Annotated in this window: 13 protein-coding genes; 8 read left to right on the forward strand and 5 right to left on the reverse strand. The window is 72.5% G+C overall.

Annotated features, from left to right (window positions below):
- Positions 1 to 12: 12 nt before the first annotated feature.
- Positions 13 to 912, forward strand: a complete 900-nt coding sequence (locus ACJQWL_RS12345; protein WP_330968920.1) for a DUF4097 family beta strand repeat-containing protein — start codon at positions 13 to 15, stop codon at positions 910 to 912.
- A gap of 3 nt (positions 913 to 915) precedes the next feature.
- On the opposite strand, the gene ACJQWL_RS12350 is transcribed toward ACJQWL_RS12345, so the two are convergent.
- Positions 916 to 2,664 carry an O-linked N-acetylglucosamine transferase, SPINDLY family protein gene (locus ACJQWL_RS12350; protein WP_330968919.1) on the reverse strand — a complete coding sequence of 583 codons (1,749 nt, stop codon included), beginning with the start codon at positions 2,662 to 2,664 and terminating at the stop codon, positions 916 to 918.
- A 49-nt stretch (positions 2,665 to 2,713) separates the two neighbouring features.
- Between ACJQWL_RS12350 and ACJQWL_RS12355 the strand changes: the two genes are divergently transcribed.
- The 4 genes from ACJQWL_RS12355 (at position 2,714) to ACJQWL_RS12370 (ending at position 6,439) form a co-directional block, all read left to right on the forward strand.
- Complete coding sequence (locus ACJQWL_RS12355; RefSeq protein ID WP_330968918.1) at positions 2,714 to 3,772, forward strand: two-component system sensor histidine kinase NtrB; 1,059 nt, start codon at positions 2,714 to 2,716, stop codon at positions 3,770 to 3,772.
- Between the two features lie 52 nt (positions 3,773 to 3,824).
- Complete coding sequence (ntrC, locus tag ACJQWL_RS12360) at positions 3,825 to 5,243, forward strand: nitrogen regulation protein NR(I) (protein ID WP_330968917.1); 1,419 nt, start codon at positions 3,825 to 3,827, stop codon at positions 5,241 to 5,243.
- 120 nt (positions 5,244 to 5,363) lie between these two features.
- Complete coding sequence (locus tag ACJQWL_RS12365; RefSeq protein ID WP_330968916.1) at positions 5,364 to 5,930, forward strand: superoxide dismutase family protein; 567 nt, start codon at positions 5,364 to 5,366, stop codon at positions 5,928 to 5,930.
- Positions 5,931 to 5,938: 8 nt separating this feature from the next.
- Positions 5,939 to 6,439, forward strand: a complete 501-nt coding sequence (locus ACJQWL_RS12370; RefSeq protein WP_330968915.1) for a GNAT family N-acetyltransferase — start codon at positions 5,939 to 5,941, stop codon at positions 6,437 to 6,439.
- Positions 6,440 to 6,493: 54 nt separating this feature from the next.
- Here ACJQWL_RS12370 and ACJQWL_RS12375 read toward each other — a convergent pair whose 3' ends face one another.
- Positions 6,494 to 7,399 carry a hypothetical protein gene (locus ACJQWL_RS12375; protein WP_330968914.1) on the reverse strand — a complete coding sequence of 302 codons (906 nt, stop codon included), beginning with the start codon at positions 7,397 to 7,399 and terminating at the stop codon, positions 6,494 to 6,496.
- Between the two features lie 147 nt (positions 7,400 to 7,546).
- Between ACJQWL_RS12375 and ACJQWL_RS12380 the strand changes: the two genes are divergently transcribed.
- Positions 7,547 to 8,824 (forward strand): acetyl-CoA C-acetyltransferase, encoded by a 1,278-nt coding sequence (locus ACJQWL_RS12380; protein WP_330968913.1) that lies wholly within the window; start codon positions 7,547 to 7,549, stop codon positions 8,822 to 8,824.
- A 179-nt stretch (positions 8,825 to 9,003) separates the two neighbouring features.
- On the opposite strand, the gene ACJQWL_RS12385 is transcribed toward ACJQWL_RS12380, so the two are convergent.
- Genes ACJQWL_RS12385 through ACJQWL_RS12395 form a run of 3 tightly spaced genes read right to left on the reverse strand, consistent with a single transcriptional unit; the run spans position 9,004 to position 12,030 of the window.
- Positions 9,004 to 10,254 carry a heme biosynthesis protein HemY gene (locus tag ACJQWL_RS12385; RefSeq protein WP_330968912.1) on the reverse strand — a complete coding sequence of 417 codons (1,251 nt, stop codon included), beginning with the start codon at positions 10,252 to 10,254 and terminating at the stop codon, positions 9,004 to 9,006.
- Positions 10,251 to 11,240, reverse strand: a complete 990-nt coding sequence (locus ACJQWL_RS12390; RefSeq protein WP_330968911.1) for a uroporphyrinogen-III C-methyltransferase — start codon at positions 11,238 to 11,240, stop codon at positions 10,251 to 10,253. Before ACJQWL_RS12390 ends, ACJQWL_RS12385 begins: the two co-directional genes overlap by 4 nt.
- Positions 11,241 to 11,265: 25 nt before the next feature.
- A complete protein-coding gene (locus tag ACJQWL_RS12395) occupies positions 11,266 to 12,030 on the reverse strand; it encodes a uroporphyrinogen-III synthase (protein ID WP_411300930.1) in 765 nt (254 codons plus the stop codon).
- A gap of 135 nt (positions 12,031 to 12,165) precedes the next feature.
- Between ACJQWL_RS12395 and ACJQWL_RS12400 the strand changes: the two genes are divergently transcribed.
- Complete coding sequence (locus ACJQWL_RS12400; protein ID WP_330969683.1) at positions 12,166 to 12,624, forward strand: YiiD C-terminal domain-containing protein; 459 nt, start codon at positions 12,166 to 12,168, stop codon at positions 12,622 to 12,624.
- Between the two features lie 105 nt (positions 12,625 to 12,729).
- Entirely contained in the window at positions 12,730 to 13,149 is a 420-nt protein-coding gene (locus tag ACJQWL_RS12405; RefSeq protein WP_330969684.1) for a hypothetical protein, read from the forward strand.
- Positions 13,150 to 13,243: the final 94 nt, after the last annotated feature.

The following is a 13,243-nucleotide window of genomic DNA, read 5'->3' on the forward strand; positions in this document are numbered from 1 at the left end:
GGAGATTCCTCCATGATCCGCACCGCATTGTTCTCTCTGGCCCTGGTGGCCGCATGGCCGGCGCTGGCCGCCACCCCCATCGACGAAACCCGCCCGCTGGATGCCGACGGCCGGCTGCAGGTGGACAACCTCAAGGGCCTGATCGAAGTGCGCGCCTGGGACCGCCCGGAGGTGCGGATCCAGGGGCAGCTCGGCGCGGGCGCGGAGCGGCTTTCGATCGACGGCGACCGCCGTTCGCTGCAGGTGCGGGTCAAGTACCCCAACCGGGTCGGCGGGTGGGGCGGGCGTGACCGCAGCGAACCCACCGAGCTGCGCCTGATGGTGCCGCTGCAGGCAGCGCTGGACATCGACGGCGTCGCCGCGCGCATCGACGTCCGGGGCGTGGCCTCGCGCGAGTTGTCCATCGACAGCGTCAGCGGCGATGTCACGGTGGTGGGCGCGCCGCGCAAGGCCGGCATCGAGACCGTCAGCGGCGACCAGCAGCTCACCCTCAACAGCCCCGATGTCGCGCTCGACACCGTCAGCGGCGACATCCGGCTGGCCGGCCGGATGGACGGCGAAGTCGACGTGGAGACCGTGTCCGGCGATGCCCGGGTGGACGTGCTCGAAAGCCGCCTGCGGGAGTTCTCCGGCGCCACCGTGTCAGGCGACGTCCAGGTCTCCACGGCACTGGCCACAGGCGCCGAGGTCAGGATGGAAAGCGTCAGCGGCGACCTGGAACTGCGCCTGCCGCGCGACACCTCGGCCCGCGTCAGCGCCGAGAGTTTCAGCGGCTCGATCGATGCGCCCGGCGCGAACGTGGAGCGCCCGCGCCACGGCCCCGGGTCCAGCCTGCGCCACCGCTACGGCAGCGGCGATGCGAGCATCGAGATCGAGACGTTCTCGGGCGATGCGACCTTGCGCATGGAGTGATGCTCAACCCGCGTTGCGGGCCAGCAGTGTCGACTCCAGCAGCGCCACGAAGCCCTGCGCGAACCGGGGGCCATCGGTCAGGCCGGCCGCCTGGATCCGCTCGCGCATGCTCGCGCGCAGGGTGGCGCGCAGGGTGGCGCGCAGGCCGGCGTCCGAGGCGAGGCGTTCCCCACGGGCGATGAAATCCGCGCCGCCACTTGCCACCCAGTCGCCGAGGCCGGCCGCATGCAGGATCGAGGCGCCGCTGCGCGAGGCCATCGTGTCCCGCGGGCAGCTCAGCACCGGAACGCCCTGCCACAAGGCCTGGAGCGTGGTGGTGCCACCGTTGAATGGCAGCGGGTCCAGCGCGATGTCGATGTCGTCGTACTGGCGCAGGAACGCGGCGGGGTCCGTCACCGGCGCCCGCAGCTCCAGCCGCCCGTCGCCGACGCCGTGGGCGGCAAAGCGCGCCCGCACCCCGCGCCGGACGCTCTCGTCCTGCAGGCCCAGCGCGCACAGCACCAGGCGGGACCCGGGCACTCGTTGCACCAGCGCCGACCACAGCGACACCGTGTCGGGCGAGAGCTTGGCCAGGTGGTTGAAACTGCCGAACACCACCTCCCCGGCCGCGGGCCGCTCGCAAACCGGGGGCGCGTCCGGCGCGGGTTCGAAGCACAGGAAGCAACCCGGCAGCCGGAGCGGCGCGCGCGCGCTGGCCGTGCCGGAAGGCAGCGTCAGCGCGTCCCCGACCACGCCATCGCAACCGGCCATGCCGGTGTCGTGCAGGTAGCCCAGGTAGACCACCTGCAGCGGCGCGGTGCGGCTGGCCAGCAGCGCGGGACGGCTTCCATGGGTGTGGCCGGCCAGGTCGACCAGCACGTCGATCGCTTCGGACTGGATCAACCGGAACACGCGCGTGTCGTCCAGCGCGCGGGTGTCGTGCCACGTATCCGCAAAGCCCTGCAGGCGGCGGCTGGCATCGTCGGGGGCGGCATCGCTGAAGCAGATCGCGTGCGTGCGCGGGCGCGGCAGACCGGCGAGCAGCGGCGCGATGAAACTGCCCACCGGATGCCGGCGCAGGTCGGGCGAAAGCAGTCCGATCCTCAATGGGCGGTGCCCCGGCGCATACGGGCGCCGCGGCGCGAGGGGGAGCGTGAGCGGCGGGATCGAGGCGCCCACCTCGAGGTGCCGCGCCATCACCTGCCGCGCGTCGAGGCGGTCGACATAAAGCGATGCCATGCACGCCACCTGCCGCGCCTGGAGCGAGGGCGATTGCTGGCGGGCGACATCGGCATCGGCCATCGCGGCAGCGGCGTCACCAGAGAACATCTGCAGGCCGGCGCGCGCCAGGCGGGTTCCGTAGTCATCCGGGCGGACGGCCAGGCATGCGTCGGTGACCTCACGGGCCTCCCCCAGGCGCAGGCGATCGCGCAGGTGTTCGCTCAGCAGCGCGGCGGCGACGGGGTGGCCCGGGTCCAGCGCCAGCGCGCGGCGGGCGGCGGCCTCCAGCGCGTCGGGTTGCCCCTGGATGCGCGCCGCCGCGGCGACCAGCGCATGGGTCTCGGGGTCGTCGGGCAGTTCGGCCATGGCGCGCTGCAGGGCTTGCTTGGCCAGCGGCATGAGCTGCTGGTGCAGGGCCAGACGGGCCAGCAGCTTCAGCGATTCGGCGGGCACCGGCACCGCCTGGAGGGCGGGCGCCAGCGCCTGCAGGGCCAGGTCGATGCGCCCGCGTGGGAGGAATTGCCGGGCGCGCGCAAGCAGGGTCTGGTCCATCGGAAAAGTCTAGCAATGCGGCCGCGGCCGGCTGCACTAACATGGTGCAATGCCGCCTGACCCCGCCCCGCCCGCAGCCGCCCCGTCCGCACCGGACCTGGATGGCCTGGCCACGCCGCTGGCCTGGGCCGGGCTGGACGGGCGCCTCGCGGGGGGCAACCAGGCGTTCTCCCGTTGGCTGGGCGTGAGTGCGCGGCGGCTGGCGGGCTGGCCGCTGGCCGAACTGGGCGGCGGTGATGCGCGGCTGGTGACGGCACTGGCGAGGACCGGCATCGACAGCGCACCCGTGCGCATCCGCCGCGTGCGGTTGCAGTACCCCGATGCCGGCGAGCGCTTCGCCGACCTCTGGCTGGCCGCGACGCAGGAGGGCTGGCTGCTGGAAGCCCATCCCGTGGACGAGTTCCCCGGCGACGACCCCGCGCTGTTGCTGCCCGCCGCGCTGTCGGCGTCGCTCAAGGGGCTCGCGCATGAGTTGCGCAACCCGCTGGCCGGGTTGAAGGGCGCGGCGCAGCTGTTGGGCCGGCGGATCGACGATGCCGAATCGCGCGAGCTGGTGGCGCTGATCGACGAGGAGGTCGCGCGGCTGGGCGCCCTGCTGGACCAGCTGCTGGTGCCGTCGCCGCCGCGGCCGCATGCCGCGCTGAACATCCATGCGGTGCTGGAGCGGGTGCTGCGCCTGGCCGAGAACGACACCGGCTGGGCGGTGCGGCTGGTGCGCGACTACGACCCCAGCCTGCCGGAGTTCACCGGCGACGCCGACCGCCTGGTGCAGGCGGTCTGGAACCTGGCGCGCAACGCGATCGAGGCCGGCGCCGGCACCGTGACCCTGCGCACCCGCGCCGAGCACGGCCTGCGCATCGGCGACGTCGCCCACCCGGTCGCCTTGCGCCTGGACATCATCGACGACGGCCACGGGGTGCCCGACGAGCTGGCCGAGCGGGTGTTCCTGCCGCTGGTGTCGGGTCGCGCCGAGGGCAGCGGCCTGGGCCTGGCGCTGGCGCAACAGGTGGCACGCGAGCACCGCGGGTCGCTGGCCTATCGATCGCGGCCGGGCCACACCGTGTTCACGCTGTTGCTGCCGATGCAGGCACCGGGGCAGGCCGGATGAACCGCACGACGTTCGCCGCAAGCACGCCCGGTGCACGCCAGGAGACGCTCGAATGACACCGTGCATCTGGATCGTCGATGACGACCGCAGCATCCGTTTCGTGCTCAGCGCCGCCTTGCGCCAGGCCGGCTACGCGGTGGAAGCATTCGAGAGTGCCGGCGATGCGCTCGACGCGTTGGATTCACGCGGGGCGCCGGCGTTGCTGTTCACCGATGTCCGCATGCCGGGCGACAACGGACTGGTGCTGCTGGACAAGCTCAAGCAGCGCCTGCCCGCGTTGCCGGTGGTGGTGATGAGTGCCTACACCGATGTCGCCAGTACCGCCGGTGCGTTCCGTGGCGGTGCGCACGAATTCCTGTCCAAGCCATTCGACCTGGACGAGGCGGTGGCGCTGGCGGAGCGCACGTTGCAGCGTCCCGCCGGGGACGCGGTGGCCGACACCGCCAGCAGCGAAGGCGGCGACGTCGAAGCCGACCGCCTGGTCGGGGACACGCCGGCGATGCGCCAGCTGTTCCGCGCGATCGGCCGGCTGGCGCAGGCGCCGTTGTCGGTGCTGGTCACCGGGGAGACCGGCACCGGCAAGGAACTGGTCGCGCGCGCATTGCACCGCGAATCGCCGCGCGCGCAACGCCCGTTCGTGGCGCTCAATACCGCCGCGGTCCCCGCCGAACTGCTGGAGTCGGAGCTGTTCGGCCACGAGGCCGGTGCATTCACCGGCGCCCAGCGTCGCCACGTCGGCCGCTTCGAGCAGGCCGATGGCGGCACGCTGTTCCTGGACGAGATCGGCGACATGCCGTTGCCGCTGCAGACGCGGCTGCTGCGGGTGCTCGCGGAAGGGGAGTTCTTCCGGGTCGGCGGGCGCGAATTGATACGCGTCGACGTGCGCGTGATCGCCGCGACCCACCAGGACCTGCAGGTGCGCGTGGCGGACGGCCGCTTCCGCGAGGACCTGCTGCACCGGCTGGACGTGGTGCGTCTGCACGTGCCGCCGCTGCGCGAGCGCGGCGATGATATCCAGCGCCTTGCCGAGCGGTTCCTGGCGCTGGCCGCGCGGCGCTTCGACGCGCCGGCCAAGCAGCTTGGACCCGACGCCGTCGCGCGGCTGCGCGCGCACCCGTGGCCGGGGAACGTGCGCGAGTTGGAGAACCTGTGCTGGCGAATGGCCGCGCTGGCGCCGGGCGATCGGCTCGATGCCGACGACGTGGAGGCCGCGCTGGGTTCCGCGCCGCCAGCACGGGCCACTGGCGACTGGGCCTCGGGGCTGGATGCCTGGGTGCGGTCGCAGCTGTCGGAGGGCGCGGGTGACCTGCACGGCACCGTGGTCGGGCGCGTCGAACGCATCCTGCTGGAAGCGGCGCTGGCGCATACCGGCGGCCGTCGCGCCGAAGCCGCGGCGCGGCTCGGGCTGGGCCGCAACACGCTGACGCGCAAACTCAAGCCGGCCGGCCGCGGGCGACGCACGTCCGATTAGCCGGAGCACCGCAGCGGCTGCATCGGCTTGCACGGCGGGTGTTGCGTCGCGTCGGATTCACCGGCACTGAACCCGCCGTCCGCTAGCGTACGCCGCCCACCCTGGAACGACGGAGTCGCCATGAAGACCGCCCTGCTTGCCGCCGCCTGCACCGTTGCCATGGCCGGCTGCGCCGCCGTCCCCTCCACCTCGTCCAGGGTATCGCCGCCCCCGGCTCCCGCCGTGTCCACCGCGAAATCCGCGCGCGTGGTGCTGACGCCGGCGTCGGGAAGCCTGGTCAGTGGCACCCTCAACCTGGTGCCGACCGCGTACGGCGTGCGCATCGCCGGCGAAGTTGGCGGCCTGACCGCAGGCGGCACCCACGCCATCCACATCCATGAGCGGGGCGACTGCTCCGCCGCCGACGCCAGCAGCGCCGGTGGCCACTTCAACCCCGCCGGACACCCGCATGGGCGCGTCGGCGTGGCCACCCACCACGGCGGCGACATGGACAACATCGCGGCCAACGGCCAGGGCGTGGCCCAGGCCCGGGTCGAGGCGCGCGGGGTGACGCTGGGCGGCGGCGCCGCCAACGACGTGGGGGGTCGCGCGGTCGTCGTCCACGCCCGCGCGGACGACTACAGCAGCCAGCCGTCCGGCAATGCCGGCGACCGCGTGGCCTGCGGCATCATCGATATCACCGGCTGAGGCCGCCGGTGAACGACGCCAGTGCCCTGCGGGTGCGGCCTGCGGTGACCGACGACGCGCCACTGCTGGCCCGGTGGGCCGCCGACATGGCGTGGGAAACCGAACACAAGCGGCTGGATCCGGACACGGTCCTGCGCGGGGTCGCGGCGGGCATCGCCGACCCGCTCAAGGCGCGCTATTTCGTCGCCGTGCGCGAAGCGGTGCTGGGTGGGCGCGAGACGGTCGGCCAGGCCGTCGGCATGCTGATGCTGACCACCGAGTGGAGCGACTGGCGCAACGGCTGGTGGTGGTGGATACAGAGCGTGCATGTCGATCCGGGCCACCGCCGACAAGGCGTTTTCCGCGGGCTGTACCGGCACGTACGCGAGGCGGCGCTGGCCGAGCCGGACGTGTTGGGCCTGCGCCTGTACGTGGAGCAGGACAACGAGGCGGCGCTGCGCACCTACGCCGCGTTGGGGATGCACGATGCCGGCTACCGGTTGCTGGCCGAGGCATTCGAACGGACCTGATCGGAACGGACGTGATGGGACCGGCGTAGGCGTAACGGAAGCCGCGCCGGCGCCCTACAGCGCCAGCCGGCAATCGGCGTCGCGGTCGCAATGCACGAACGTCACCGGCACGGCGTGTGCCCGCAACACCGCGGCGATCTGCCGCTGGCGCGCCTCGAAATGCTGGTGGCGGCGATGGAGGCGGGCGCGGGCGTCGTCGGTATCGCACGGTTCACGCGGCGCGTAGCGCGCCTGCCACGCATTCGGCGCGAACAGCGCCATGCGCGCCTCGCCGTCCACGTAACGCAGCAGCGGCTCGGGCGGGGCGTCCAGCCACGCCTCCGACGCCGGCTCCAGCAGTGCGGCTTCCAGCAGCGGCCACAACGGCGCCAGTCCCGCGTGGTCGTACTGCATGGCGGTCATGGCCGCCAGGTCGTGCACGGTGAGGTAGCGCGCATGCTCGACCTGCAGGCCAAAGGTCGCCTGCGCCGCCAGCGCGGTGTCGGCCGCTGCCATGCCCCGCTCAAGCAGCTGCAGTTCGAACGCCTGGCCCACCCTTGCCGCCAGCGCGGCTTGCCCGCCCAGCATGAAAGGCACCAGCCGCAGCGGGCCGCCGGCGTGGTCGTGGGACGGTGAAAGTACGCCCGGCAAACGGCCTTCGTGCGCGCCGAAAGCGATCACCCGCCCGCCGGCCACGCCCGGTGCGCGCGCCGACAGCTGGTCGAGTTCGCGATGGAGCGGCCAACCGGGGCGGAGCAGTTCCACCGGGTCGTAGTGCGCGCCCACCATCACCAGGTCGAGCTGCGCGGCTTCCGGAACCAGCGAGGCCAGGTCGCGGGCGACCAGCGCGCCGAGGGATTCGACCTCGCCGGAGGCCAGCGTGTCGCGCGTGACCTGCGCATCGCCGCGCAGCTCCAGTGCAAGGGCACCCAGCACGTGCACGGCATCGGTGTCGTTGGCAGCGGCAAGGGTCGCGGTCATCGGCCTGGGGCGGGGGTCGAGGAGGGTACGGCGGGGTGTTGCATACGCCGGCGTTTGGTCGTGCAAGGGGCCAGCGCTACACTCGTCCTCATTATGCCCCGACGCGGTTGCGGGCATGCTGCCCGCCCACTCCCCCGAGGTGATCCGATGCGTCCTTCCCGTCCCGTCGCCGTGCTTGGCGGCGTTCGCATTCCCTTCTGCCGCCAGAACACCGCCTACGCGGACGTCGGCAACCTGGGCATGTCGGTACGCACGCTGGGCGCGCTGGTCGAGCGCTTCGGACTGCACGGCCAGCAACTGGGCGAAGTCGCGATGGGCGCGGTGATCAAGCACAGCAGCGACTGGAACCTGGGGCGCGAGGCGGCGTTGTCGTCGGGCCTGTCGCCACTGACGCCGGGCATCACCCTGCAGCGTGCCTGCGGGACCTCGCTGGACTCGATCATCACCGTGGCCAACAAGATCGCCGTCGGCCAGATCGACTCGGGCATCGGCGGTGGCAGCGACAGCACCTCGGACGTGCCGATCGTCTACGGCCAGTCGCTGCGACGGCGGTTGCTGCAGGCCGCGGCGGGCAAGTCCACGCGCGACCGGCTGGGCGCGTTCCGCGGGTTTTCGCCGCGCGAGCTCAAGCCCGAGTTCCCCGGCGTGGCCGAGCCGCGCACCGGCAAGAGCATGGGCCAGCACTGCGAGGACATGGCCAAGGAGTGGAACATCTCGCGCGACTCCCAGGACGAGTGGGCACTGGCCTCGCACCAGAAGCTGGCCGCCGCCTACGAGCGCGGCTTCCTCGACGACCTGGTGGTCAGCTTCCGCGGCGTGGCGCGCGACAACGTGCTGCGACCGGATTCGACCCTGGAAAAACTGGCTTCGCTGAAGCCGGCGTTCGACCGGACCTCGGGGCGCGGCACCCTGACCGCGGCCAACTCGACGCCACTGACGGACGGCGCTTCGGCCTGCCTGCTGGCATCAAAGGAGTGGGCGGAGAAACACGACCACGAAGTGCTGTGCTACCTGCGCGACGCGCAGGTAGCGGCGGTCGATTTCGTCCATGGCGAGGGCCTGCTGATGGCGCCGACCGTTGCGGTGCCGGAGATGCTGGCGCGCAACGGACTGACCCTGCAGGACTTCGACATCTACGAGATCCACGAAGCCTTCGCCGCGCAGGTGCTGTGCACCCTGCGCGCCTGGGAGAGCGAGGAGTACTGCCGCAACCGGCTCGGCCTGTCGGCCCCGCTGGGGCGCATCGACCCGGCGAAGATCAATCCGAACGGCTCCTCGCTGGCCACCGGGCACCCGTTCGCAGCCACCGGCGCGCGCATCGTCGCCGCGGCCGCGAAGGCGCTGAAGGACCGCGGGGGTGGCCGCTGCCTGGTGTCGATCTGCACCGCTGGCGGCATGGGCGTGGTGGCGATGCTCGAGCGCTAGGCGACCGGCGCGACCTTCCGTGGGGCCGGCCTCTGGCGCGCCTTGCCTTGAGGTCGTGAGGCGCCGGTGCGGCTCGATACCAATCCGATACGCGGGTTTCGAACCCCGGGTCCGGGGTTCCAGCCCCGGGTGCCGATTACCGATACGAACCAGCAAACCAGCGCGCCGGTTGCGACCGGTTACGAATCGCGCAGCCGCGGAACGCCGTGGCCGTCGCGTTCCTCGACCACCGCCTCGTCGTAGATGCGCGCGCGCACGTCGCGGCCGGGGAGTTCGGTGATGGGCTCCCCGCGCGTGGCGCGCAGCGCGTTGGCGTAGCTGTGGCGCGCCAGGGCCTCGTCGCCGTGCTGGGCGAAGCCGTGGCCCAGTTCTTCCCAGGCGTCGCTGTTGGCGCCCTGCGCCAGTGCGCGGTGCAGGTACGTTTCGGCTTGCGACCACTGGCCCTGGGCCCGTGCCAGCCGCGCCAGCGTCACCAGCAGGCCGGGGCTGGCCGGATGCGACTGCAACCAGCGCTCGGCGTGCTCGCGGCGCGATTCCAGCCGTCCGATCGGCAGGCGGCCATAGAGCCCGGCCAGGTCCTCGTCCCAGTTCTTGTCCAGCGCATGCTCGATGCTGCTGGCGGCGGCCTCTTCCCAGCGCAGCGCGGCCGCGCGTTCGGCGTAGGCCGCGACGGTGGCCGGGTGCGAACGCAGCGGGGTGGGTAACGCTTCCCAGCGGTCGGCCAGCACGTTGGCATCGGTCGACTCGCGCAGGCCCGCTTCCGCCCAGGTGGCTTCGGCGCTGTCCAGGCGCGATTGCGGCATCGCTTCCTGCTGCCGCAACGCGCCCAGCAATCCGTACGCCTCGCCGGCCCGGCCCAGCCTGGCCAGTGCGTCCGCCCGCAGGGCCAGCCCGCGTGGCGGCAGCGGTTGGGCGTTGGGCGCGTCCAGCGCGCTGAGCGCATCGGCCGGGCGATCGTCGTCCAAGGCAAGGTCGGCCAGGGCGACCGCGCGGGCCGTGGGATGGGATACCGCCAGCGCATCCAGGTGTTGCTGGGCCAAGGCGGCATCGCCGCGGGCGGCCGCTGCCTGCGCGGCGGCAACATGGCCCACCGAACCGACCTCGGCGTCATCGGTCTGCGCCAGCGACTTCTCCGCGCGGCTCCAATGGCCCAGGTGCGACGCTTCCATGCCCTCGATCAGGCGGGCGCGCGCTGCCTTCTTGCGTCGACGACGAAGCATCACGAACGGTGCGGTCAACAGCTTCCACAGCAGCCACACCACCAGCACGGCGGCCACCGCCAGCACCAGGCTGTAGGCCAGCGACTTCTCGTAGGTCCAGTCGTTGTAGCTGACCACCACCAGGCCGGGGTCCTGCGCCAGGAGCTGCGCCACCAGCGCGCCCACCAGCGCCAGCACGATCCAGAACAACAGGCTGCGGAACAGGTTCATCGGGTCTCCGGGCGCACGCTGCGCAACTGACGTAGTTGCTCGAGTGTGCTGCCCAGCGTCGCAAGCTCCGGTGAAAGCGGAAGCGCCGCGAGCGCCTTCAGCGCATCCCGTCGCGACTGCAGTGCAGCCGAAGGCGCCCACAAACGTTGCAGCCATGCATCGGCGCGGGCCAGCGCCTGGCGCCAGGCATCGCGGTCCCGGCGCTCGGCGGCCGCGCGCGCCAGGGTCAACTCGAGTTGCAGCCCCGCCATGGCGTCGCCTCGGTCGGCGGGGCGTACGGCCAGGCTGCGGTGGCGAGGCTGGATGTCAAAGACATTGGAAAACGCGCGGCGCCACCATGGCGCGCCGGCGGCCGGCGCCGAGGCGGGAGCCGCTTCGACCGGTGACTCAAGCGCCGCGGTGAATGCCTGCAGTTGCGCGAGTGCCTTGACGCGCGGATCGTCGCCCAGCGCGTCCAGCGCGGTGCGCTCCTGCACCAGCACCTGGCGCAGCCCGATGTAAGCGGGATCGTCGACCCCGGCCAGTACGCCAGCCGCCAGCGCGTATGCACGCTGGGCGCCATCGAGGTCACCTGCAACCAGCAACCGTTGCTGGCCCATGCCCAGCAGCAGTTCGGCCTCGTCCAGCCGCAACGCCTGCGCGCCATGCCGGTCCGGGTCCGAGAATCGCGCGATGCTGTCCTCGATCAGCGCTGCGCGCTGGCCCATGCCCAGCAGTTCGTCGCGCAGCACGCGGTTGGTCGCATCCGCCTGCTGGATGCGTTGCGCCTGCGCACGCAGGTCGCCCCGCAACGCACTGATCCTGTCATTGAGTGCTTCGATGCGCACGTCGCTGTCGGGCGCCGGGCCGGGTGCAACGCGGGCCTCCCACCAGGCCATGGCGCGCCATGCGCCCAGCGCCAGCAGCGCAAGCAGCAGCAGCCACGGCCAGCCGGAGCGGCGTGGGGGGGAGGGAGGAGGTGGCGCGGCGGGGGGCGTGGCGGACACGGTCAGGACGCGATGGGAGGACCGCTCATGCTACCGGAATGCGGTCGCCGCCCCGTTCGCATGCCGCGGCCACGAGGTCGGCGGGGCGAGGGCTCCGGGCGACCCGGATGGCGCTGAATCCGGCTTGCCTGGCGGCGGCTGCCAGGCGCGCGCTGGCAGCCACCACCTCGGCGCGCAGCAGGGCGTCGCGCGCCCGCTCCGGGAGGTGGCCCAGCACGCGCTGCAGGGCCTCCCCGCTGGTCAGTGCCAGCACGGTGGGGCGCGTCTCGCCCTCGAGGGCCTGGATCGAGCGCGAGGCAAGCGGCACCGGCACGCGTGCGTAGACATCGGCACGCACGACCACGATGCCGCGCCCTTCCAGTGCGGGTTGAAGCGCGCCGCGGCCACCCGGCGCGGTGACCAGCCCGATGCGGCGCGCGCCGGCGGCGGCCAGGCGGGGCAGGGCCAGCAGGCCCTCGGAATCCATGCGTCGAGGCCGTTGGACATCATTGACGCCCGCCCGGCGCAGTGCGGCGGCGGTGCCGCTGCCCACCGCGCAGGCGGCGATGTCGCCCAGCCGCTGGAGTCGTGCCGCCGCGCGCACGGCGGCAGGGCTGGTGAACACGACCGCGTCGGCCGCCAGCGCCTGTTGCAGCGCTGTGCGCGTGGCGGGGTCGTCTAAGTCCTGCAAGGTCCACGGCGACAGCGCGACCAGGCCGCCGCCGTGCCGCGCCGCGGCGCGACGCAGGGCACCGTGGCCGCCGCGCGGCCGCAGCGAGACAAGCATCCATCCGGGATCGGGCAGCGGCATCGACGGCAGCGTGCCATGCGCCACGCGGTGCGAACAGTCCGCTTGCGCCGCCGTTGCGGGCGGGTCGCCGGCATGCCGGAGCTCTCCGGACCCGGTGGGCTGCCAGAATGCCCGTCCCCCACCGGTGACCCGCCCATGACCGAAGACGCCCTGCTCCGCCTCGACCGACACCTCCAGTCCATGCCCCCGGTGGCCGCCATGCAGCTTCGCATCGTCGGCTTCGATGGCGAGCGCCTGCGCCTGCACGCGCCGCTGGCCGCCCACGTCAATGACAAGGGCTGCGCCTTCGGTGGCAGCCTGGGCTCGATGATGACGCTGGCCTCGTGGGGCCTGGCCACGCTGAGAACCGAGCGGGCGGGACTGGATGCGGACGTGTTCGTCGCCGACTGCCAGGTGCGCTACCTGGCGCCGCTGTTCGCCGACCTGGACGTGGTGACCGAAGCCGACGCCGGTGCCGACTGGGACGGCTTCATCGAGACCCTGCGCCAGCGCGGTCGCGCCCGGATCGGGCTGCGCGCGTGGGCCGCGCTGCCCGATGGCGGGATCGCCACAGAGTTCACCGCGCGTTACGTGGCCATCCTGCGACGCCCCTAGGCCCATCACCATCAGCCCGGGATCCGGCCGCGCCCACCAGGGCCCAGCCTGCTACCGTCGCGGCCTGCTACCGTCTCGGCCCAAGCCCGCACCCAGGAGAGTCCGATGCGTTGGATCCAGTCGCTGCTGCTGCTCGTCCTTTTCGCGCTGCTGGCCGCCTGCGCCAGCATGTCCAACCAGCAGGACCTGCTCCACCGCAACCAGTACGCCTGGTCCGGGGCCATCCGCTGGGGGGACTTCGAGGGTGCGGCCAACCTGATCGATCCGCTCAAGCGCGAAGAGCATGCCCTGAGCGAGGTCGAGCTGGCGCGCTACAAGCAGGTGCAGATCTCGCACTACCGCGACCTGGGGGCCAGCCAGGACATGGAGGCGGGCACGGCCACCCGCGACATCGAGATCGGGGTGGTCAACCGCCATACGATGACCGAACGCACCGTGCGCTACCGCGAGCAGTGGCGTTGGGACGAGCCGAGCAAGACCTGGTGGCTGACCTCGCCGATGCCGGACCTGTGGGACGGCGAATAGCAGGTCTTTTGCGCCGCCACCGGCGCTGGGCGACAATCGCCGCCCCCTCGCCACCGCCGTGATGCCGTGACCCTCGACCAACTGCTCGCCTTCG

Origin of the sequence: Novilysobacter viscosus, from assembly GCF_046600715.1 — a bacterium.
GTDB classification, from domain to species: Bacteria; Pseudomonadota; Gammaproteobacteria; order Xanthomonadales; family Xanthomonadaceae; genus Lysobacter_C; species Lysobacter_C viscosus.